19 protein-coding genes and 2 tRNA genes are annotated in these 22,518 nt (G+C 66.4%); 5 read left to right on the plus strand and 16 right to left on the minus strand.

Annotated features, from left to right (window positions below):
* Positions 1-48: 48 nt before the first annotated feature.
* Both GOPIP_RS20530 and GOPIP_RS20535 read right to left on the minus strand, forming a co-directional pair.
* Positions 49-121: transfer RNA gene (locus GOPIP_RS20530), tRNA-Arg, on the minus strand.
* Between the two features lie 75 nt (positions 122-196).
* A tRNA-Ser gene (locus GOPIP_RS20535) sits at positions 197-285 on the minus strand.
* A 131-nt stretch (positions 286-416) separates the two neighbouring features.
* On the opposite strand from GOPIP_RS20535, the gene hisC reads away from it, so the two are divergent.
* Entirely contained in the window at positions 417-1,481 is a 1,065-nt protein-coding gene (hisC, locus tag GOPIP_RS20540; protein WP_006371710.1) for a histidinol-phosphate transaminase, read from the plus strand.
* A 31-nt stretch (positions 1,482-1,512) separates the two neighbouring features.
* Here the strand turns inward: hisC and GOPIP_RS20545 are convergent, their stop codons facing one another.
* Positions 1,513-2,511, minus strand: coding sequence for an alpha/beta hydrolase (locus GOPIP_RS20545; protein WP_026920477.1), 999 nt, complete (start codon positions 2,509-2,511; stop codon positions 1,513-1,515).
* 182 nt (positions 2,512-2,693) lie between these two features.
* On the opposite strand from GOPIP_RS20545, the gene GOPIP_RS20550 reads away from it, so the two are divergent.
* Entirely contained in the window at positions 2,694-3,173 is a 480-nt protein-coding gene (locus GOPIP_RS20550; protein ID WP_006371712.1) for an acyl-CoA thioesterase, read from the plus strand.
* 22 nt (positions 3,174-3,195) lie between these two features.
* Here the strand turns inward: GOPIP_RS20550 and GOPIP_RS20555 are convergent, their stop codons facing one another.
* Both GOPIP_RS20555 and GOPIP_RS20560 read right to left on the minus strand, forming a co-directional pair.
* A complete protein-coding gene (locus GOPIP_RS20555) occupies positions 3,196-4,437 on the minus strand; it encodes a hypothetical protein (protein WP_006371713.1) in 1,242 nt (413 codons plus the stop codon).
* Positions 4,438-4,499: 62 nt separating this feature from the next.
* Positions 4,500-5,645, minus strand: coding sequence for an acyltransferase family protein (locus tag GOPIP_RS20560; protein ID WP_006371714.1), 1,146 nt, complete (start codon positions 5,643-5,645; stop codon positions 4,500-4,502).
* A 58-nt stretch (positions 5,646-5,703) separates the two neighbouring features.
* On the opposite strand from GOPIP_RS20560, the gene GOPIP_RS20565 reads away from it, so the two are divergent.
* Together GOPIP_RS20565 and GOPIP_RS20570 are read left to right on the plus strand one after the other, a co-directional pair.
* Entirely contained in the window at positions 5,704-6,795 is a 1,092-nt protein-coding gene (locus tag GOPIP_RS20565) for a magnesium transporter CorA family protein (protein ID WP_006371715.1), read from the plus strand.
* 360 nt (positions 6,796-7,155) lie between these two features.
* Positions 7,156-8,748: an HNH endonuclease signature motif containing protein gene (locus GOPIP_RS20570; RefSeq protein ID WP_006371716.1), complete on the plus strand. Its 1,593-nt coding sequence runs from the start codon at positions 7,156-7,158 to the stop codon at positions 8,746-8,748.
* 129 nt (positions 8,749-8,877) lie between these two features.
* Here the strand turns inward: GOPIP_RS20570 and GOPIP_RS20575 are convergent, their stop codons facing one another.
* The 6 genes from GOPIP_RS20575 to GOPIP_RS20600 form a co-directional block, all read right to left on the minus strand.
* Complete coding sequence (locus tag GOPIP_RS20575) at positions 8,878-10,104, minus strand: sulfotransferase family protein (protein ID WP_006371717.1); 1,227 nt, start codon at positions 10,102-10,104, stop codon at positions 8,878-8,880.
* A gap of 15 nt (positions 10,105-10,119) precedes the next feature.
* Positions 10,120-11,346, minus strand: a complete 1,227-nt coding sequence (locus GOPIP_RS20580; RefSeq protein ID WP_006371718.1) for a DUF1214 domain-containing protein — start codon at positions 11,344-11,346, stop codon at positions 10,120-10,122.
* A gap of 64 nt (positions 11,347-11,410) precedes the next feature.
* On the minus strand, positions 11,411-12,733 hold the full coding sequence (locus GOPIP_RS20585; protein WP_006371719.1) for an NAD(P)/FAD-dependent oxidoreductase: 1,323 nt from the start codon (positions 12,731-12,733) through the stop codon (positions 11,411-11,413).
* A gap of 42 nt (positions 12,734-12,775) precedes the next feature.
* Complete coding sequence (locus GOPIP_RS20590) at positions 12,776-13,084, minus strand: hypothetical protein (protein ID WP_020173121.1); 309 nt, start codon at positions 13,082-13,084, stop codon at positions 12,776-12,778.
* Between the two features lie 19 nt (positions 13,085-13,103).
* On the minus strand, positions 13,104-13,733 hold the full coding sequence (locus tag GOPIP_RS20595; RefSeq protein ID WP_006371721.1) for a TetR/AcrR family transcriptional regulator: 630 nt from the start codon (positions 13,731-13,733) through the stop codon (positions 13,104-13,106).
* 18 nt (positions 13,734-13,751) lie between these two features.
* Positions 13,752-15,596, minus strand: a complete 1,845-nt coding sequence (locus GOPIP_RS20600) for a hydroxysqualene dehydroxylase (RefSeq protein WP_006371722.1) — start codon at positions 15,594-15,596, stop codon at positions 13,752-13,754.
* Between the two features lie 203 nt (positions 15,597-15,799).
* On the opposite strand from GOPIP_RS20600, the gene GOPIP_RS20605 reads away from it, so the two are divergent.
* Positions 15,800-17,533 carry an NAD(P)/FAD-dependent oxidoreductase gene (locus tag GOPIP_RS20605; RefSeq protein WP_006371723.1) on the plus strand — a complete coding sequence of 578 codons (1,734 nt, stop codon included), beginning with the start codon at positions 15,800-15,802 and terminating at the stop codon, positions 17,531-17,533.
* 7 nt (positions 17,534-17,540) lie between these two features.
* Here GOPIP_RS20605 and GOPIP_RS20610 read toward each other — a convergent pair whose 3' ends face one another.
* The 5 genes from GOPIP_RS20610 to GOPIP_RS20630 form a co-directional block, all read right to left on the minus strand.
* Positions 17,541-18,599 carry a polyhydroxyalkanoate synthase family protein gene (locus GOPIP_RS20610; RefSeq protein ID WP_006371724.1) on the minus strand — a complete coding sequence of 353 codons (1,059 nt, stop codon included), beginning with the start codon at positions 18,597-18,599 and terminating at the stop codon, positions 17,541-17,543.
* A 35-nt stretch (positions 18,600-18,634) separates the two neighbouring features.
* Positions 18,635-19,339, minus strand: coding sequence for a GntR family transcriptional regulator (locus GOPIP_RS20615; protein ID WP_006371725.1), 705 nt, complete (start codon positions 19,337-19,339; stop codon positions 18,635-18,637).
* 190 nt (positions 19,340-19,529) lie between these two features.
* The gene (locus tag GOPIP_RS20620) at positions 19,530-20,444 is read right to left on the minus strand and encodes an oxygenase MpaB family protein (RefSeq protein WP_006371726.1); all 915 of its coding nucleotides are present in this window, start codon (positions 20,442-20,444) and stop codon (positions 19,530-19,532) included.
* Positions 20,445-20,491: 47 nt separating this feature from the next.
* A complete protein-coding gene (locus GOPIP_RS20625) occupies positions 20,492-21,277 on the minus strand; it encodes an Rv1363c family protein (protein WP_006371727.1) in 786 nt (261 codons plus the stop codon).
* Entirely contained in the window at positions 21,267-22,517 is a 1,251-nt protein-coding gene (locus tag GOPIP_RS20630; RefSeq protein ID WP_006371728.1) for an MlaD family protein, read from the minus strand. Before GOPIP_RS20630 ends, GOPIP_RS20625 begins: the two co-directional genes overlap by 11 nt.
* Position 22,518: the final 1 nt, after the last annotated feature.

Consider the following 22,518-nt stretch of genomic DNA (forward strand, 5'->3'; position numbering starts at 1 on the left):
AAAACAAATACCCCGCCACCGTTGTCGCTGGTGGCGGGGTATTGAGAGTGCGCCCGTAGGGATTCGAACCCCAAACCTTCTGATCCGTAGTCAGATGCTCTATCCGTTGAGCTACGGGCGCGTGGTTATTCAGTTGTCGTGCTGTTCAGCTGTCGTGCTGTTCAGTTGTCACCGCGGTCGGCGCGACTGCGGTCGGCGGAGGCGAGAGGATTTGAACCTCCGGTCCCGTTTTAGCGAGACAACTCATTAGCAGTGAGTCCCATTCGGCCGCTCTGGCACGCCTCCTAGCGGAGTCCTTTCGAACTGCCGAAGCGAAAGATTACACACCGCCCGGCGGCAGAAGCAAACCGCGCGGTCAGAGCCGGATCGCCGGGTCCGGGCATCGTCCGCCACGACCGTGGACCTACAGTTGGACGGTGACCTTTCGCATCCGTCCCGACCTCGCCGACCTGCCCGTCTACGTTCCCGGCAAGACGTTCCCGGACGCGGTGAAACTTGCCAGCAACGAGGTCACCTTCGGTCCGCTCCCCTCGGTTCTGCAAGCGATTTCACATGCCGCGTCCGGTGTGAACCGATACCCCGACAACGGGATGGTCGAGTTGACCGACGCGTTGGCGAAGAACCTCGGCGTCAGCCCTGAGGAAATCCAGGTCGGTTGCGGATCGGTGATCCTCTGCCAGAACCTGATCCTGATCACCTGCCGCCCCGGCGACGAGGTCGTCTTCGGCTGGCGCTCCTTCGAGACCTATCCCCTCGCGACGCGGCTCGTCGGGGCGACGCCCGTTCAGGTGCCTCTCACCGGCGACGACGTGCACGATCTTGCGGCGATGGCCGACGCGATCACCGACCGCACCCGCCTGATCTTCGTCTGCAACCCCAACAACCCGACCGGGACCGTGGTCACCGCCGACGATCTACGCGCCTTCCTGCAGTCGGTGCCGTCGGACATCGTCGTCGCCCTCGACGAGGCGTACCTCGAGTACACCCGCCTCGACGACGACCACGCCTACGACGCTCTCGAGTTGCGCCGCGAGTTCCCGAACCTGGTCGCGTTGCGCACGTTCTCCAAGGCGTACGGGCTCGCCGGCCTGCGCGTCGGGTACGCGATCGGCGATCCGGAGATCATCACCGCCCTGGGTAAGGCGCATGTGCCGTTCTCGGTCAACAGCGTCGCGCAGGCCGCAGCTCTGGCCTGCCTGGAGGCCGGCGACGAGCTACTCGAGCGCACCGACGCGGTGGTCGCCGAGCGTCGGCGGGTCACCGAGCGGCTCCGCGCCGCCGGTTACCGGGTACCCGACTCGCAGGCGAATTTCGTGTGGCTCGACCTCGCCGAGAGGTCGTCGGAGTTCGCGCGCGCGGCAATCGATGCCGGGGTCGTGGTGCGGCCCTTCGCCGACGACGGCGTGCGGGTCACCGTCACCCATCTCGACGAGAACGACAGCTTCCTGTCCTTCGCCGAGCGGTGGATCCGCGCCGACTGAGGTCTGCGGCGGCACCGCTACGGCAGGCGGCTCAGTACAGGTGCCGCGAGACCGTTCCCCAGGCGGCGGGCAGGTCCTGCTCCCAGTAGGCCCAGGTGTGCGTGCCGATCAGGCGGAAGCCGTCGGTGTAGGGCACGTTGTGGGTGCGCAGGTCCCACGCGAACTCCAGTGAGCATCGGTAGGCGCCGGCCTCCAACGCCGAGGACGACGCGGTGACCGCTGCGGGCGGACCCTCGTCGGGCTCGATGCGACGCGTGATGTCCAGTGGGCCGATGGCGCCGGAGCCGGCGGAGATGAAGATGTCCTTGCCGCGCAACGCGTTCAGATGCAGGCTCGGGTCGTGCGCCTGCCAGCCGACGGACCCGAACGGGCCCCACATGTTGGTGGCGTCGCCGCCGTCGCGACCGACGGTGGTGCGCACGTAGGCCTCGTTGGCCGCCCCGGACACCGGCGGGCACCCACTGAGCGACGCGAGACCCGAATACAGCTCGGGATGACGGATGGCCAGCGCGAACGACGCCTGTCCGCCCATCGACAACCCGATCACCGCGTTGCGGCCGTTGCCGTTGAACCGCGAATTGATCAGCGGGGGAAGTTCTTTGGTGAGGAAGGTCTCCCACATCGGCTTACCCAGCTTGGGGTCGGCGTGCTGCCAGTCGGTGTAGAACGTGCCCGCTCCGCCGACCGGGAGGACGACGTTGACGTTCTTGTTCGCGAAGAACGCGCCGGCGTGGCCCTTGGTGATCCAGTCGCTGACGTCGCCGTCGGCACCGGCGCCGTCGAGCATGTAGACGGTCGGGCGCGGACCACTGGAGTACGCCGGGGTCAGCACGCTGACCTTGATGCGCTGTTTCATCGACGGAGAATCCACCCAGACGTCGGTGCGCAATTCGCTCATCGGCTTGGTGGTGACGATGCGCGCCTCGACGCGTGGCGCCGCGTCCGCCACTGCTGGACCGAGCAAACCCGCACCCAGGACGCCGACGCCGAGTATGGTCGCCACCATTGCGGCCACTCGCCTTGTGCCCATCATCAATAACCTCATCCCACCCGCCGACGGCGGTAGCCCACGAACGCATTGCGGTACCGCACTTCGCAGGTACACCGCCCCCCATTATCGGGGACGCCGCGCGGATGGAAGACTACTAGCGGGTAACAAAAGCGTGAAGACCCGAACGTGTTTTCACAGCCGGCATTCAGGAGCGTGGGTCAGTGAGTACCGCAAACACCGGCCGCAACTCAGCAAACATCGCAGGTGAGAGCGGTTTGGGCGCACACGAATTCGCGTTCACCGCGGAGGTCGGGGTGCGTTGGTCGGACATGGATGCTTTTGGTCACATCAACCATGCCCGGATGGTCACGCTCATGGAGGAAGCCCGGATTGCGTGGCTGCTCTCCGCCGGCGAGGAGTACACCCCGCTGATCAAGAGCGCGATGATCGTGCACGTCGAGATCCGATATCAGAGTCAGCTCCGCCACGAGGACTCGCCGTTGCGCATCGGCATGTGGATCAAGGGTTTTCGGTCCGTCGACTTCACGATCGGCTACGAGATCCGGGGTGCGCATGCCGATCCGGTGAGTAAACCGGCATGTGTTGCGAGCACTCAGATGGCTGTCGTCGACGTCGAGGCGCACAGTTTGCGTCGCCTCACCGATACCGAGAAGGGTTACTTGCGCGCCTGGTCACGCTGACCGCGGTCGAGCGACTTGGTGGTCAGGACGGTTCGTACCGTGCGGGGAGTTCCCGCGGAACCGCCGGCGAGAGACGAGAGATGTTTCCCTGCAACACATCCCGATAAATTCGTAGCTGTTCCTCACCACTGCGGACCTGTTCGGAGAGTCGCTTGGCATTGTCCATCGAGATCTCGCGATCACCGGACCGGGCGACCAGGGCATCGATCCGGTCGTCGATCGTCGCGGCCTTGTTGTATTCGGCCAGAATCCGCAATTCCGTTGCCGCGGACTCGACGACGTGCGCAACGTCGGACAACGCCTGTACCCGATCGATCAGCTCGGACCACACCGGCCGCAGCGTGGTCTCGCGGCGGTCGATCTGCTCGGCGAAGGCCTGGTCGAAGCCACCATTGCGCTTGGCCCGGTCCAGGTCGACGCGCACCGCACGCAAGGCGATGACGTCGGCGGCGATCTCGGCGAGTTCGGAGTGCAGGTTCACCTGCGTCCGCTGCACCGCGAAATGGTCTGAGCGCCAAGCAGGATTGGTCATGATCCGGTCGTAATAGTGGCCGGCGATGAACAGCAGCGCCTCGTATCCGTCGACGAAGTTCGCCGACCCGGGCACCGCGGGCGCCTGGGCGTCGCGATCGGTCGCCGCGGTGACCTGCTCGGCCCACTGCTCGACCTGACGATTCCCGGACCGCGCCGCAACCTGCCCGACGACGCCGGCGATGCGCTCGACCGCGACGGTGCCCGCCCGGCGCACCGCGCGCATCGTGCCCACGTTGGGGGTCGGCGTACACAGCAGCCCGGCGAAGAGCCGTTCGCGCTCGTCGAGTTCGAGATACACATTCTCGCGACGTTCGCGGCGGATGGCACGGGTACTGCCGGCGAAGACACCCTTACCGGTGACGAAAGCCTTGTGCGCGTCCTCGCGGCGCCGGACCAGCCCGTTGAGACGGTTACGCATCACCGCGGCGATCACACCGGGCACCATCGGACCCGACTGCTGCGCCTCGAGCTGGACGATGGCCCGCTGCAGACGCCGCATCTCGCCGAAGCCACCCGGCACGATCGGCAACGGCAGACCTGTGGACACGCGGCGAATGACGATCGCCCGGCCCGTCGGAGTCAGATAGCCGGACGCGACCAGGATCGCGGCCACATCGGACAGTTCCGGCCGTTCACCGGGCATCGCCGACCGGTCACACCACTGCCGGATCTCCCCGCTGCTCGGGCCGCTGATCCGTGCCGCCCCCCGCATTCCGCCGTCGTCGATCATGTACCCGCCTCGTCACCCTGCTTGTCGGCCATGCTGCTTCTGCGCCGTCTTGCTCACCCATGCTACCTGCGGGAACCGACGGTCCCGGGTGTCCGCGCACGCCACAGCGGCGAGGTCACACGGTGCAGCGCCCACGCAAGCACGACGCTGATGACCGCGGTGAGACCGAACGCGATCAGCACGTTTCCGCTGAACACGTGGTAGCCGAGCGCGGCCATGACCACCTCGAGAACAACGACGTGCACGCAGAACAGCTCGTAGGAGACCTCACCGAGGAACACCATCGGTCGGCTGGCACACACCCGCGCCCACCAGGACCGCTGATCGGCCCCGGTGAGCGGGCCGACGAGACCGACGGCGATCACCAGATACAACACGTGCTTGACGATCGTCGCCGACGCAGTGGTCGGGGTGATCGTCGGCTCCCCCGCGATCGAGCCCCCGGACACCAGAAACGCGGCGATCGCGATGCCCACCCACGCGGTGGTGTTCCACCGGCGGATCAGCGGTGCGCAGGCCGCGAGCAACATGCCGCCGACGAACCAGCCGAAGAATGCCGGCGCCCACAAACGTGCTGTCGGATTCACCCCTGCACTGCCCGCGACGATCACCGACCACACGGGGCTGACCAGCAACAACGGCACCAGCGCCGCGATGAGTAGATCCGGTCGCCACCCGCCGCGCCTGCCCGCCACACGCATCACACCGACGACGACGACCCAGCCGATCAGCGGCAGGACCAGGTAGAACACGACTTCGGCTGCCAGGCTCCACATCTGCGTCAGCCCGGAGTGCAGGTGCCCGAACCCGTACGCCTGCGTCAGCGTCATGTTGCGCAGGAATCCCGACCAACCGGTGCCGGTCGGTGACGCCTCGCCGCCGGGTGGGGCGATGGCATACAGCAAATAGACGCCGATCACGGTGATCCAGTACGCGGGCAGGATGCGTCGTGCCCGGTGCCAGAAGTAGCGTCCGACGCCTGGCAGTTGCGTGTCGCGGGTGTTCTCGCGCGCCGCCCGCACCCATGGCGTGAACAACAGGTACCCCGAGAGCACGAAGAAGATCGCGACCCCGATCTCGAAGCGCGCGAACAGTCGGCCGACGTAGTCATCGGTGTAGTGCCCGGTCCAGAACGCGGCGTGGGTCAGACACACCGACAGCGCGGCGATCGTGCGCACGCCGGTGAGTGAGGGAACGCGCGAGGCCATGCGCCGATCCTGCCAGCCGCTGCGCCGCCCACCGCGCAGGTGGTGGCACGATGATGCCATGGCGGGCACACCGGATCCGGATCGCGGAACGCGCATTCGCGGCCAGATCTGGAAGAAGGGCCAGAAGGTCGACGGCTTCTCGATCGACGGCATCTCCGATCATCTCGACTGCGCCGACACGCTCATCTGGGCCGATCTCGACTGCCCATCTCACGACGATCTGACAGCGCTGGCACAAGAACTCGACCTCAACAGCTTTGCGATCGAGGACACGATCGCCGCCGCCGAGCGCGTCAAGACCGTGAATTACCGCGACTACACATTCATGACCGTCTACGCGATCACCGCCGCCCCGACCGGTGACGACGCGAACCCGTCGGCGGGCGACGAGAACCCGACGGCCCGCGACGCAGCGCGTCCGGATCAGCACTCCCCGTACGCGCAACGCGCCAAGTCCTTTGTTCTGCATCGCATTTCGATATTCGTGAAGCAAAACGCGTTGATCACGGTGCGGATGACACCGGGATTCGACATCTCCGTGGTGACCCAGCGGTGGGAGGAGATCGGCGGCGAACAGTACGGCATCGGCGCGTTGCTGCACGGTCTGCTCGACGTGGTCGTCGACGGTCACTTCGACGCGGTCCAGCGCCTCGACAACGACATCGAGGATCTCGAGGCCCTGCTCTTCGACGAGTCCGTCGCCGCTCGAACACTGCAGCGCCGAACCTACGATCTCCGTAAGGATCTCGTGCTTCTGCGTCGAGTCGTGGTGCCCATGCGCGAGGTCATCGCGGCCATCCAGCGTCACCGCTACGAGAACGAGGCGCCACCGGAACTCGACCCCCACTTCTCCGACCTCTACGACCACGCGCTGCGTGCGGCGGAGTGGACAGAATCGTTGCGCGACATGGTCACCACGGTGTTCGAGACCAACCTGTCATTGGCCGACGCGCGCCTGAACACCGTGATGAAGAAGCTGACGGGGTGGGCCGCGATCATCGCCGTGCCCACCGCCATCACCGGCTTCTACGGGCAGAACGTCTCGTTCCCGTTCTTCCAGACCACCACCGGCTTCGTGGTCAGCTCGGTGTTGATCGTGGTCACCGTGATCGCCCTGTACACCACGTTCAAGCGGCGAGACTGGTTGTAGTCCAGCGCACTATGCTTGCACCTTTCTTCGATGCACGAACCCTTTCACCCCGTTGGTCGAGAACCCTTCCTCCGATGGTCGGGCGGTTCCAGCACGTGGCGCTCGCCCCTCCCCCGATGGTCGAGGTGCGAGCCGCATGCGGCGAGCCTCGAGACCCTGGTGAGATGACAAGTATCGCAACCACATCCACTACCCACTCGACGCAATGAAGCGCCCGGTCGACGTAATTCGACGCCCGGTCGATGAGTAGAAAAGTTGCCCACAGATTTTGTCGGACCGACCGCTGCCGGGCCGGTTTTGTCGGTACCCCTTCGTACACTTGTGCCCATAAGTCCGATCGCGGGAGGGGAGGTTATTCAGATGTCGAGTGTGCTGACGTTCACCGATCCGGATGCCGACGCCGCCGCGATCACAGCCATGTCGCGCGACGAGCTCACCGAGACCGGCCCGGACCTGCTACGCGAGTCCCGCAAATACGAAGCCCGGACGGTGCTTGCTGCCGCCGCGCTGGCGGATCGGGTGTACCGCGAGCGTTTGGCGGGCCAGTCCGAGGTCGAGGTGTGGGGCTCGGTGATCGAGCACGCCGACAAACTCGCACGCGCCGAAGTGTCTCTGCAGTTCAAGATCTCCCGCAGTAAGGCCGGCAGCTGGATAGCGCTGGCGGATCTGTTGGAGAAGTTCCCGCTCATCCGCGCCGCCTACCTGAACGGGGAACTCTCCACCAACCGGGCCTCGATCATGGCGCGCGCCGCCCAACGTGGCGTGGACACCGACACCGACACCGACACCGACAGCAACGACGCCGGTGACGAGTCCGAGATGTCGTTCGAAGAGATCGTCCTGGACTACGGGTCCCGCGCCACCACCGACCCAGTGCTGTCGCAACAACTCGACGCCGCACTGATTTCGATGAACCCCGACAGTGTCACCGAGGAACGCGAAGACATCGCCGACCTGGTGGGACACGTGACCATCACCCCCGATGTTGCGGGGCACTCCTCTCTGGATGCGGTTGTTCCCGCCCATTACGGGGTGTTTCTCACGACGCAGATCAACGCCCTCATTGACGAACGGACCTGCCGCAAGGACCCCCGCCGCGTGGGATCGCTGCGGGTGATCGCACTCGGGGAGATCACCGGCGTGCCAGGAGCCCGGCTCGACTGCGAATGCGGCCAAGATGATTGCCCGAAACGAGGTAGCGGCACCGACAGCAACGGGTCGGCCGAAACACCCTCTGACGCCGAGGATGCGGCAGCGTGGGACGACCTGCTACCCGAACCTGCCGACGCCGACGCTCCCGCAGTCGAGTTGGTTGAGTTGGTCGAGCCGGTCGCCGAACCCGAGATCCCCGACCCGATGAATCCACCGACGCCGGAAGAGGTTCCGGTGTCGTTCGGACGGGCCCTGGTCGTACCCGGCGCACCCGTACTGACCGTGTTGAAGGACCCGGACGGGATTCTCGTACCGCGGTTGCAGGGATACGGGCCCATCGACCGCGATTACGCCGCTACTTTGGCCGAGGTCGCGAAGACCATCCATTACCCCGAATCCGTACGCACGGCTGGACCACTCATCCCGCAGATCTCCGACCGCGCACAGGCACCGCCGGCGGATCCGACCGGGCACGGTGGTCACACCGTGCCGCCACCTGGGGCATTGACCTATGCACCCAGCGCCGCCCTGCGCGCTGAGGTGCTGGCCAACGATGCCTGGTGCCGATACCCGTACTGCGGGATGCCGTCACACCTGTGCGACCTCGATCATTGGCGACCCTTCAACCACACCGACCCCGAGGCCGGAGGCTGGACGGTGCTCGGCGACCTGATCCCGCTGTGTCGGGCTGATCATCAGCGGAAGCATCTTGGGGAGTGGGTGCCGACGCTCTACGCCGATCGGAGGGTGGAGTGGCGGAGCAAGTGGACGGGGCAGGTGATCGTTACCTACCCACGGTGACGGGGTTTCGCTGTGGGATGGAACCAGCTGTGACTCACCGGGTCTCGAGGCTCCTCGCTAGCGCTCGTCGCACCTCGACCACCAAGAAAAGGCACCTCGACCATCGGGGGTTCCGACGACCCGGATCTCTCAGATCCCCATCACCTCGCGATAGTGGGCGTACGCAGCGGCCACCTCGTCCTCGGTGAGACCGAACTCTTCGAGCGAATACCGGTGCACGCCATGGGCATTCTGCCGATGGGACTGTCGGTGCCGATACATGGCGGCACGGGTCGGGCCGTCGAGTTCCAGGCCTGCGGCAGCGTAGATCCGGTCGATCTGCGCCATCGGGTCGGCAATGAGGTCGTCGTACCGCACGTCGACGAATCGGTCCGGATGGTGTTGGCGTACGACGAGCGCCCGTTCGGTCATGTCGACGTTGCGGCGCAACCAATGTCGCGCGACGGCGGCGGCATCGACGGTGTCGGAGAACATCGAATGGCCGTGAGCGAGCATGCTCGAGAACGAGGCTGTGGTGCGCACCGGGTCGCGGTGGGTGTTGACGATGACCGCGTCGGGAAACACGTCGAGCAGCGTGTCGAGGTGTTCGAGATGCGCGGGGGTCTTGAGCACCCAGTGCGGTCGTCGGTCCTGCCGCGCAAGTACCTGCAAAAGCACCTTCAGATACTCGTACGACGGGCGGACGTCCTGGCGCGCCAACCACTCGGCATACGCAGGTACGTTCAGCATCGCCTCCGGCACCTGGGATAACAGTGAATACTCCTGCAGCAGAACATCTTCCTCCGGACCGTCGGCCTCGACGGCGTGGATGGCGAAGAACTGCGGGTTCAGGTATCGCAGGGCGAGTTCGGCGAGCTTGGTCTGCGCAATTCGCACACGTGGCCGTTCACCTGCCCGCTCCCATCGGCTCGGCAGCAGGTGCACCACCTCCCACGATTGCACCGCGCGCACCCGCGGATCAGCGCCGATCAGCCGGTGCAACATGGTGGTTCCGCTGCGCTGCAGGCCGGCGATCACGATCGGCGGCGTGATCGGCTCGTCGAGTACCTCGGGCTCGGCCTCCAGCAGTGCGGCCACGCGTAAGCGCGTCGTGAGCAGTCCGTGCAGGCGTGCGCGAATCACCAGCGCCCCGAAATAGCTGAGGTTCGCCTCGTCGACAATCGAACGGGTCAACACATCGAGAGCTTCGTCGGTCAGCGCGTCGGCTTCCCATGCCCGCCTCGCCGACTTCTCGGCACGCCGCCGCAGGGCGTCGGCCGACAGATCCGGACCGAGACCACGTCGAACCAGCTCGGCACCAACATGATTGAGCGCTCGGATACCACGTCGCCGAAACGGCACGAATCCGTCAGACATCGAGAGACCCGGGCGTCAGAGTTCGCGAACCTGAGCGACCGGCACCACCCGGGTCCGTGGTTGCGGATGATCTTGGGCCCGAATCCAACGGAAAGTCATTCCGCCACAGTCATGTCCGGTGGTGTGCAGCCAGTTCGGCACACCAGGGTCGGTGTGCGCGACGACGATTCGCACGCTCCCGTCGGGCCGATACTTGGCGGTGTGCTTGTTGACATGGATCGTCGAATGCCGGTAATCCAGCGACTCGAGCCAGTGATTGTCGAGTTGGAAGTTCCACGCCTCGCACTCGGGGATCTCCGCGTCGATCACCAGCGCCTCATCGGGTCGCAGGCGCCAATAGCTGTGGTAGTAGATGATATTCGGGTCTCCACCGGCCTTCGTCGATTTCTCCGGATCGAACATGGGGAGTTCGTTGGTGTGCTCGCCGAAGTCATGCGCCCACTTGGCGAACAGCATCGACGCGCCGGCCACAAGCAGACTCGCCTTTCCGAGCCCGGCATCGAGCTGTGCGGCGGTGAGCGGCTCGGGCGGCGGTGGCGCCTGGTCGTTGCCGGCACCGACAGCCGGATCGTAGAGCTCGATGTGCAGATCGGCGGGCACCTCGGTGGTGCGATCGGCGAAGGTCTGACGCACGATCAGCAGCCCGGTATCAGCGGTCATCGGCAACCAATTGCCGTCCTGCCCCTCAGGCCAGGGGCGGGTCGCACTGACGATCAACTCGAAGGTGCCGTCGTCGGCGATCTGCAGGTCCGAGGCCTCGACGTATCCGGTCGTCGGCATCTGCCCGCCCTGACCGTAATTGCCCTCCTGCGTCCCGAAGCCGAGATAGTCGACGGTGCCGCGCGTTCCGCTGATGCGGTAGGTGAGCGTCCCGTCGATCGTCGCATTCTGGTAGTAGTTGTCGGGGTTGTCCGAGCCCATCTTGGCGGTCTCGTGGATCATCCTGCGCAGCACGGGCGCTCGCGGGTCTGCGTATTCGACGAACGCTTCGAGTCCGGCGCGGGTGAGCCGCGACAGATAGCGATAACCCTCGGCCTGGGTCAGCGGATCGGTCGGCGTCCCCGGGTACATGATCGATGCGCCCGCCGATTTCAGCGTGTCGCAGAACTCCTCCCACGCCTTGCCGGTGGCCACCCGCGCCTCGGCGACGTCATCGGGAGTCTTGCCGCGTACCTTCAGCCAGGCCACGCGGGCCCGCCGGAATCCGCCGAGTGCCGAGGTCGCCAGTGTTCGGCCGTTCATGCCCGATCTCCGTTCATGCCCGCCTACATCGTCCGGTACTCACCTTACGACTCGGCGGGCCCGCTCAGAACGACTTGCGCGCAGTCTTCGGATCGCCGTAGGTGATGGCGCGTTCGCGACGGGTGTCGGTGAGCAGCGTCGCCGCCCAGGTCACCAGGGTTCCGGTGCGGTTGCGGACACCGGCGAGAAAGGCGATGTGGATCGCACCCCACGCCAGCCAGCCCACCCGACCCGACAGGCGCAGCGGACCGGTCTCCAGAATCGCGTTCTTCCGGGAGATGTAGGCGGCGCTACCGAAGTCCCGGTACCGAAACGCAGGTCGCTCGGAGCCTCCGGCGAGGAGCCCGGCAATCACCTCTCCGGCGTGCCTGCCACCCTGCATCGCCACCTCCGCGACGCCGGGCAACTCCTTATAGGAGCTGATGTCACCGACGACGAAGATGTCCGGATGGCCCGGAACCGACAGGTCGTCCCCGACCGGGATGGTGCCGCCGTGGTCCTGTTTCACCCCGATCGCGTCGGCGAGCGCCTTCACGAACGGCACCGCCTCAACGCCGGTCGTCCACAGCGTGGTGCGGGCACCGAAGGTGCGCACCTCCCCGGACTTCTTCTCGGTGATCTCGACGGTGTCGGCACCGACGTCGGTGACGTGCACCCCGAAATGTGTTTCCACGCCCAGGCGTTCAAGGGTGCGCAACGCGCTCGTCGACAGCGACGGACTGAACGACGGCAACAGTCGGTCGGCCCCCTGGAACAGCATCACCCGCGCCTCGTCCGGGTCGATGCTGCGGAACTCGCGCTCCAGCGCGTTGTGCGCCAATTCCCGGATCTGGCCTGCCAATTCGACACCCGTGGGCCCGCCGCCGGCGATGGCGAAGGTCAGCCACGGCTTGCGCTGTTCGGGATCGGGCAGGGTCTCGGCGACCTCGAATGCGCCCATCACCTTGCGGCGGATGGCAAGTGCGTCGTCGAGGGTCTTCATCCCGATGGTGTGCTCCATCAGATGTTCGTTGCCGTGGTAGGCGGTGCGCATGCCGACCGCGACGACGAGGTAGTCGTATCCGACCTGCTCGACCGACGAGTCGAGCCGGGTGACGGTGACCGTGCGCGCCGCGGGATCGATGTCGGTCGCCTCGGCGCAGTAGACGTCGGCGTTGCGTTGCCTGCGCAGCAGGTGCCGGATCGGGCTGCTGATCGAGCCCTCCGACAGCAGTCCCGTCGCGCACTGATAGAGCAACGGCTGGAACAGGTGACTCGTACCGCGATCGATGACCGTCACCTTCGCGTTCGCGCGCCGGAGGCTGCGCGCCGCGTGCATACCGGCGAAACCGGCACCGATGATGACCACGTGCGGCCGGGTGTCCCGGCGGGGTTGGGACGCATTCACCTCGCCGATTGTGGCAGAAAGTCCGACGCCACGACGGGACCCTCAGCTCTTGACCGGTACCGCCGAGGTCACCGCGACGGTTACCGCCGCCGCTGCAGCGGTCGCCGCGAAGACCGACGGCCACGCACCGATCTTCTTCGCCAGGGGATGCGAGATGGCGAAGGCGGCAACGTAGCTGCCGAGGAGTCCGCCCGCGACCGCGGGTCCGCGCCGCAGCCATTCGCGGGTGCAGTAGGCGCCGGCCGAGGTGACGACGACGCCGCCGAGTTCGCGACGGCCCGTCGCACGAAAAGCGCCGAAACCGCCGACCAGGCCGACGGCGACACCAGCAACAGTGGGATCGAATGCCATGCTCGTCAGCCTACGCAGGTCACTCACCCAGCAGGTACCTGCGCTGCATCCGCTTCCACAGTTCGAGGTGCGGATCGGTTCGCGGGTCACGGCGGTCGATCAGATAGGTCGTGGCCACCCCACGCATGCTCGAGAGCAGCACCGGATACAGCGCCGCATATCCCGGCGCCGAGGTCAGTTCCGGGCCCAGGAATCCATCGACCGCCGACCTCACCGTCGCGCCGATCTCCCGTTCGGTGGGTAGCAGCGCGGTCCGCAGGGCCTCGTTGGTGCGCGCGGCGATCCACAGTTCCATCGACGCGACGAAGTAAGGCTGGTGAAACGTCGACCACCCCACCTCGGTCGCCTGCGAGATCCGCTCCACCGGATCGTCGGGCCAGTCGATCCCGAAGGGCAACTCGGCCAGCCGCGTTCGGGCGAGATGCCCGACCGCGGCCATCAGCAACGCATCCTTGGACGGATAATGGTGCAGCATGCGCCCACGGGTCACACCCGCCTCGGCCTGGATCGCGACGGTGCTGGTGTGCGCATAGCCCCGCTCGACCAGAACCCGAAGTGCCGCATTGAGAATCGTGACACGGGTCAGGTCACTTCGCCGCTGTCGCGGGGCAGGTCGGCCTCGGTCCGCGTCGTCGGGAAGCGAGGTCACATGTCCAGCCTAGGACAGTCACACGTCGAGAATGTGCGGCAGCCCGGCGCGATAGCGATCCCGGTCCTGCGCCTTGAGCGGATCGAGCATCGGCAGTTCCCACAGCGGGTACACCGCGGCATGCGGCGCCGGACTGTCCGCGGCGTCGAGGATCGCATTGGTCACCCGACGCCCGGACTCGTTGGCACCCTCCATGGTTGCCAGATCGATGTTGGTGCGGACGTGGTCGCCGCCGATGAACAGATTCGCGATCGAGGTGGCGACGCCGGGACGATGCGGCAACGAGCCTGCGGTGTTGACCATCAGCGGGGTCGCGTTGGCGATGGTGGGGGACCAGGTGATCCCGGGATCGAGCGACCAGGTCACGATGTCCTCGCTTCGCAGGAGCTCTCGCCCACCGGAATTCATCGCCTTCGACATCTGCGCCCACACCTCCTTGGCGATCTCGTCACGGGTGCACTGCTTGGCGGTCCTGCCGTAGAGGATTCCCGGTGTGTCCCAATCGGAGATGTCGATCGACAGGCAATCCTTGCTGCGTCCGTCACCGTAGGTCCGGGCGAAGTCGACGCCCCACGGCGCCGCCTGGAACAGACCGGTCAACGCCCAGGGGGTTCCCAACGCCGCGATGTGGCCAGGCGGCAGATTCGAGCGGCGGGACAGGAAGTACTGGATGCCCACCATCCAATCATCCTGCAGGCGAAGGATTCCGGAGAGCTCCGGTGCTGCCCCGAGGACGGCCGACCCCAACAAGGGGCGGATCCGATCCAGCGGCATCGCGGCGACGTACCAGTCGGCGTCCACCCGCCGTCCGGAGCTGGTGCGAACCCCGGTGATCTGCTTGTCACCGACCTCGAATGCCGCTGCCCCCTCCCCCATCTCGAACCGCACACCCGCCCGGCGCAGATAGGCGACCCACGGGTCGATCCACGCATGATTGGTGGGGGCGTTGAGGATTCGGTCGACACCACCCTGGACCAGTCCCGCCTCGTAGTTGCCGATCAGGCCAGTCGCCGAGGTCGCCAACGCCAGGCCGATCTGCCCGATGGTCCGCGCCGAGGCGGTCTGCGATTTCGCCGCGACCAGCGCCCGGGTCAGCGCCCCGGCCAGATACCGCCGATAGGCCGGCGACTTGGTGTCGGCCTTGACGAACTGCATCCAGGATTGGTTCTCCCACTGGCCGACTCGGCGTTCGGTGCAACTCGTGGCGATGATGAGTTCCCGGGTGACGAAGTAGGCGAGTTCGGCCGGCGGTATGTCGACGACGAATTTCAGCCCGGTCGTCAGCGCATTACGCACGTTGTCCAGGGCCGCGAGGGCCCCGGCATGGTCGATCATTCCCACGATGGAGGCGGGCGCGATCGTCGGGGCATACCCGGCGTCGGCGAATGCGACGACGGCGGTGTCGACGTCGACGAGGTGCCGGCTCTTCACGGTGCCGCCGCCGGGCACCGGAATCCGCGACATGGTATCGGGGACATGCTGATAGCAGCCGGGGAAGAAGCGGAAGCCGTGTTCGCCCGGCAGCGCCATCCGACCTCCGGCCGCAGTACCGGGCACGTCGTGGCTGCGCGCCTTACCACCGAGGTAGGCCGGCTCGTAGACGGTCACCGCGAATCCGCGCTCGACGAGTTCGTGCGCAGCCGACAGACCGGCCATCCCGCCGCCGAAGATCGCCACCCGCCGCCGTCGGGCCGGAGTCGGCGGTACCGCCCGCGCCGCCGGAACCGCGACCCCCGGCATCGCGACCGCGGTTCCGGCGAGCACGGCGGCCGCGGCCGCACCGGTCAGGAATCGACGGCGTGACACACCCGAGTCCTGTGCCGACGTCGCGTCGCCACGTGCATTCAGATCACTTCCCGACATTCGACTCCCCCGTACAAGTCGTCCACGACAGTCGGCCGACTGTAACAGTCAGCCTTGACTCTTTCGGTAAGTGATTTCTACCACCATCGCCATCCTCGGTGGGACGTTTCGGCGAAAACGTATCGACGGCCGTCGTCGAGGCCTGCTGTCACACTGGACTGCATGGCCCGTCTGTCTGCAAACCTCACCCCGTGACCGAACCGATGCCCGGCACGGCGGCCGGACCCGAAACACCCACGCCGACCATCCTTCTCGTGACCGGCAACCACGCCGACGCCCTGTCCGACGAGTTCGGCCGCTACCGACGCGACTACCACGTACGCTGCGTGTCCTCGGCGATCGAGGCCATCACCACCCTCGGACAACTGTCCTCGCAGGGTGAGCCGATCGCGCTCATCGTCGCCGAATCCGAACTATCGGACATGCCGATCCTCGAGGCACTCGGCACCTTCCGCAGCATCGTCCCCACCGCCCGACGCGTCGTCGTCATCCACTGGGACCGCTTCGCCACGACGTCGGAAGCACTTCGGATTCCGTTGCGCAAGGGCAAGTTCGACACATTCCTACTCATGCCGCGCGGAGCCCGGGACGAGGAGTTCCACTACGCGATCACCGAGATGCTCTCGGATTGGGGTGCCACGATCGCCGCGCCCGTCGTCGAATCGATTCGCATCATCGCCGACACGGAAAGCCCACTGACACTGGAGATCCGCGACCTCCTCGACCGCATGGGCATGCCGCACCGCACCCACACCCCCGACAGCCCCGCCGGACGCGAGGCGCAGGCGGCCTTCGACCACAGCGCAATCGACGGCACCGACACCACCGACGGCCCGAGGTTCCCCCTGGTCCAGTCGATGGTCAGCAAGTCCCACCGCACGGTCATCGCCCCGGACTCGGCGCGCGACGTGTCGGTGATGATGTACGGGCGCCCGTCGGATGTGGCCGAGGACTCCGTGGTGGATCTCGCGATCGCCGGAGCCGGCCCGGCCGGCCTGGCCGCCGCGGTCTACGCCGCCAGCGAGGGGTTGTCGACGGTGGTCATCGAGTCCTCGGCGATCGGCGGCCAGGCCGGCACGAGTTCGATGATCCGCAACTACCTCGGCTTCCCGCGCGGCATCTCCGGCATGCGGCTGGCCCAGCGCGCCCGCACCCAGGCGGTGCGCTTCGGCGCGCGGTTCTATTCGGGTTGGGCCGTCGAACGACTCGAAGTCGGCGTCGAGAACCGGCCGCATTGCCTGATCACCGACGGTGGCGACGTGCGCGCACACGCGGTACTCATCGCCAGCGGGGTCGCCTACCGCCGGCTCAGCGTCGACTCCCTCGAGGCACTCGTCGGGCTCGGGGTGTTCTACGGGGCGGCGATGTCGGCGGCACGCGAGATGGAGGGCCGCGACGTCATCGTCGTCGGCGGCGGCAACTCCGCCGGGCAGGCCGCGATCCACCTCGCCCGATTTGCGCGATCGGTGACGATTGTCGTCCGGCGCGCCGACCTCACCTCGACGATGTCGCAGTACCTGATCGGCGAGATCGCCTATCACCCGCGGATCAGCGTCTGCGGCGGGTGCGAGGTCGTCGACGGCGGTGGATCGCCGACGTTGGATCGGATCACGCTGCGCCACCGCAGCACCGGCACGCTCGAGGAGCGGGCCGTCGGCGGTCTGTTCCTGCTCATCGGCGCGGAGCCGCACTGCGAATGGATCCCCGACGACATCGCCCGTGACGCACGCGGTTTCGTTCTCACCGGGCGTGATGTTCCCAAGGATCGCTGGGGCGACGGGCTACCGCCGGCGAACCTGGCGACCAGCGCACCGGGTGTGTTCGCGGCCGGCGACATCCGTTCGGGGTCGATGAAGCGGGTCGCATCGGCGTCCGGGGAGGGTGCCGGTGTGGTCCCGCTGGTGCACCAATGGGTGGAGGCCAGAGCGCTCGGCTGACCGCAGCTCAGTCATCGAGCGCGGCGTGGAACTCCGCGACCCGCGGCCACGTCTGGCTTGTGGCCGCCTCACCGGCGATCAGGCCGAGATGGCTGGTCTCGACGGTGGTGAAGTGCACCTGCGGGGAATCGGCGAGCACTTCCACGCCGTGACGCACCGCCTGCCAACTGGCGATGGCGTCGCGGTGACTGCCGAACAGCGCGATCGGAACTGCGATCGAGGTGAGGTCCACGCGGCGTCCGCCGAAATCGACCACACCGGACGCGAGTTCGCCGCGGTAGACGAAGTTCTCCCACATCTGTTCCGACACCTTGCCTGCATATCCGGGCATCGAGTTCTGGAAACGATCGATGACCTGCATGCGTGCCAGCGCCTCGGTGTCGTGGGCGTTGCGCATGATGTAGCCGGGCTTCTTCAGTTCCCGCTGCCACGCGGTCCCGCGGTAGGCGATGCGCACCAGCGGGGCGGGGATGCCGCCGAATGCCCGCAATGCCGCGGTGACGGCCTTGCCGCCGGTCGGCTTCATCACCTTCTTGACCAGCGGATACGGAGGCACCGCGTCGTAATCCAGGGGTGTGCCGATGGCGGCGATCGAGCGGATCGGCAGTTCCGGGTGCGCGGCGGCCGTCAACAAGCTGATCGTGCCGCCGATACTCCACGCCACCAGATCCACCTGCTCGGCGCCCGGGTGGTCGTCGAGGACCCGGTCGATGGCCTGCGGGACGATGTCGTCGAAGTAGTCCTCGAACCCCATGTCCCGCTCGGCGCGACCGACCTCACCGAAGTCCACCACATACGGCACCCGACCGATCTCGAGGAACCGTTCGACCACCGATTGGCCGGGTCCGAGGTCGTAGCAACGCGCCGACACCGCGAGCGGCGGTACGAGCAACACCGGCGGCCGCCCCGTGGCGCGGGCCGCGGCGACCTGCTCGTCGGTGCCGTATCGCCGCAGCTCACGGTGTGCGCCCGGGTACAGGACGGTGTGCGGGGTCTCGATGTCCGGGGCCACCTGATGTCCACCCGCCAAACGCAGGACCAGCAGGGCACCATCGAGTGTCGACATGCGCCGCAATCTACGCGACCGGCCGCCGGCGATCTCTATGAGGCGTGCTCACGGGAGTCGGCGTCGGAGTCCTCGTCCCAGAATCCGACGGCCTCGAGACTGCGGATCAGTCGGTCGCGGGCATCGGCGAATCGCGCGTGGATCTCCTCGCGGATCGCGCTCTCGTCACCGTCGCGCAGATAACCGATGAGACGACGATGACTGGCCACCGCCTGCCGGCCCCACTCGGAGTCCTGGGCATACAGCTCATCGGGCGAATACTTGTTGGCGGAGAACAGGAACCACGCCAGCTTCTTGCTGTGCGCCATCAGGTTCACCCGCCGGTGAAAGGCGAATTCGCGATCCAGGACCCGGTCGGCGTTGCCCGCGGTCACCGCCTTCTCCAACTCGTCGACGATCTCGGCGAGGTCGGTGAGGCTTCTCGGGAGGTCCGGGTCGGCGATGGCGTGGGTCGCCAGCCGCGCCGACAACTCGGCCTGCATCCAGAAGATGTCGACGATGTCGCCGCGTCCCAGGCTCTCCACGATGAAGCCGCGATGCGGTGACGACCGGACCAATCCCTCCCCGCGCAGCGTCACCAGCGCCTCACGTACCGGTGTGACACTGCACCCGAGCGCCGATGCGGTCTCGTCGAGCCGGATGAACTCCCCCGGCCGGATCTCGCCGGTCATGATGCGCGTCCGCAGATGGTCGGCGACCTCGTCGGTGAGCTGTCGACGACCCAGCCGCACAGCAGCCATCGCCTGTCCTCCTGTCCTCATCCCCGTCCCGACGACTCGATGACCGAGGCCGGACGGGCGCGGTGGCGGCGCTCGTTCGGCCGTCGCAGGGCCGCGGGGTATATACGATCAGTCAACCGTACGGTGCGCACGCTCGCCAGCGGATGGATCGGGCAATTGTCACGTAGACGTGGACGGTGACCGGACACACTCACACCATCGGCCTGTCGTGCTTCATCCGGCTGCGCAGATCCCGCATCAACATGCGGCTGCCGCCGAATCTGATCGACTTCGGCAGGAACTTGTTGACCACGGAGACGAACGTGAACAGGTGCTCGAAACGTCTGCGGTCGTCGTCGGTCCATTCCAGGCCGAGCTGATCGCGGTAGATCGGCGGCAGCGAGCCGATCGTCAGAAAGCGCAGCAGATTCACGAACGGCAGCCGGATCAGTGGGTTGATCATCCGCAGGTCGACGAGGTCGTTGAGGAACTCACACGTCGTGTCGTCGATCACGATCCGTTGGCACGCCACGTTCCAGTAGTGGTCGAACTCCTTGCGGGTGGCCGGCCACATGTCCTCGGGGACCTGCAGGGTGGTGCCGAGTGTCTTGCCCGATTGGTAGAACTCGTCGGCTTCCTCCTCGGTCATCACCCCGTGCAGCAGGATGTGCATGTCCTCGATGCCGACGAACAGACACGCCGCCACCCACATCTGCAGTTCCCGGTTGAAGGCGTTGTATTTCACCGGACTCTGATCGTCGGAGCGGACGTGACGATGCGCGGAGTTGACGGCCTCCCGGAAGGCCGCCTTCTCCTCTTCGGTGCCGAGGATCGCGACGGCGAGGTACTGGCCGGTGGTGCGGGCCCGTTTCCACGGGTGGTGCATCAGCGAGCCCGATTCGACCTTGCTCTCCATGACGCCGTAGGCGACCTCGGGCCAGCCGAGTTGCATGACGACGTTGGCCGCACCGCCGGCGAAGGACCAGAAGTCGATGGCCTCCTGGATGCGGGCGGGTTTGCGCAGGCTCGTGGCGCGGCGTTTGCGGGTGGTGATCTTGATACGTGTTCTGGCGGTGGTGAGTTCGGGCGCGGTATGGTCGAGATCAGGGAGATAGCTGGTGGCCATGACGGTCCCTTTCGTCGGTGGGAGGTGCTCGGGTGGGTGGCGCGACCTCAGATGGTCTCGACGTTGTCGACGAGCCAGTGGTCGCCGGATCGTTTGAGGGTGACCAGCATTCGGTACGGCTGGTTCTTTCCGTCGGGGGCGACGACGTTGGTGGCCTTCTGATTCACGAAGAGCAGGACCGTCGCCGTGCCGGCATCGATGTTCTCCACCGCGGCGTGGGGGACCTCGGCGGTCGCCTCCCCCTTGCCGTCGGTGACGATCTGGGTCAATGCCGACACCATCTCGCTGTACTTGGCCGCGAAGTTCTCCGTCGACATCGACGCGATCGCATCACGGTTCTTGTTGAGGTCCCGATAGTCGAAGCTCGAGAGCTTGATCGCGTAATCACGTGCGGTGTCGGTGGCCTGTGTGCGCATCTGCGCGGTCACCGCGCCGTCGGAGTCGTTGCCCGAGAACGCCTCGTACCCGAAGTATCCGGCGAGGGCGATCGCTGCGACGAGTAGCACCGCCAGCACGCCGGTGATCCACGGCAGCACCCGACGCCGCTCCGATGCCGATGTGCGCCCCGACGTCGGCGTGTTCACCGAGTCCTGTTGCGAGTCACCGGCTTCGGTGTCCTTGAGTTGGGTGGCAGATGACTCGTCCGACGGCTCGGCCTCCGATGTGACCGCCGCGGCCTTGGTGCGCTTCTTGCCAAGCGGACTGTTCTTGGGCACCGACACCGCCACCTTTGCCGTCGGCTGGGTCCCGGTGCCCGAATCCGGTTGTGCCGAATCCGGTTGTGCCGAATCCTGTTGTGCCGTCTTCTCACTCGCGGTGATGTCAGTTGCCATGTTGTGCCCTTTCGAGGAGTTCGCGCCACCATTGCAGGAGTTCGGCGCCGTTGGGGATCAGGAGGGGATCGGTGACCGCCGGTGGACCCGACACCCCACCGGGACTCGTCCACGAGGACGTTCCGAGATCGTCGGGACGCGGCGCGTTCACGGCGCCCCGCTGTTCGAGTCCGTTGCCGGGCGGGCAGTACCGGGTGAGGTTCGGGTCCGAGGGCGTGAGATCGCCGACGGTGCGTCGCGGTTCGTCGTAGAACATGCACACCGGCCCCTGCGTCCCGATGAGCGCGAAGTCGCCGCGCCCGTTCTTGACGATGGACCGCAGATCGATCAAACCCTGCGGGATCGTCTGCAGGCCGGTCTGCAGGGCCGCCGAACGGTTGCTGATGACCGGCTCCACGGTGGCCAGGTTGGCCAGTACCCCACCGAAGGTGCCGCGATACCTGTCGAACAGTTGTTGTGCGTGGTTCAGCGCCGCCGGGGAGTGATCGAGCAGGTAGACGAACACCGGTTGTTCGGCGTCGAGCTGATCGGTGAAGGAGGCCACCGATCGCATCCCGGTCTCGAACGATGCGGTGTTGTCACTCATCGCGTGCAGGACGTTGAGCCAGTCACCGAAGAGCCCCTGCAGGATCGGCGCATTGCGACTGACCAGATCCGACAGTTGGAGTCCGTTGGACACCAGGGTGTTCAACGAATCGGGGTTCTCGCCGAAGGCCTGGTACATCTCGTTGCCGACCGTCGCGAGGTTGCCCGGGCCGATGCTCTCGAGCACCTTGGCGGCCTGCGCGATGATCGCATCCATCTGCATCGGCTGCTTGTCGGCGGGCGCGGCGATGGTGTCACCGCTGTGTAGATAGGGCCCGTCGTCGGAACTCGGGATGATGTCGACGCTCTGGATGCCGGCCATCGTCGCCATGGTCACCTGCATGTACGCGTTCTTCGGGATGCGAGTGCTGCCACGCACGACGAGCTCGACATTCGCGGCATCTCCCGACCGGTCGAGCGTGACAGAGTGCACGGTGCCGATGTCGACCCCGCGCAGGGTGACGCCCGTCCCCGCGGTGAGGCCGAAGGCATTGTCCATTCGGGCGTGCAGGGTGAGCTTGTCGCCGAAGCCTTCCGGGCCGGCGACGAAGTTGATGCCGTAGGGGATGACGATCGCCGCGATGATCAGGAAGATCGCGAACTGGATCGATCCGGTCGGCAGCTCATATCGCTTGCCGCGCAGGGTGAGTGCCATG

This window comes from Gordonia polyisoprenivorans NBRC 16320 = JCM 10675 (assembly GCF_000241325.1).
Classification (GTDB): Bacteria; Actinomycetota; Actinomycetes; order Mycobacteriales; family Mycobacteriaceae; genus Gordonia; species Gordonia polyisoprenivorans.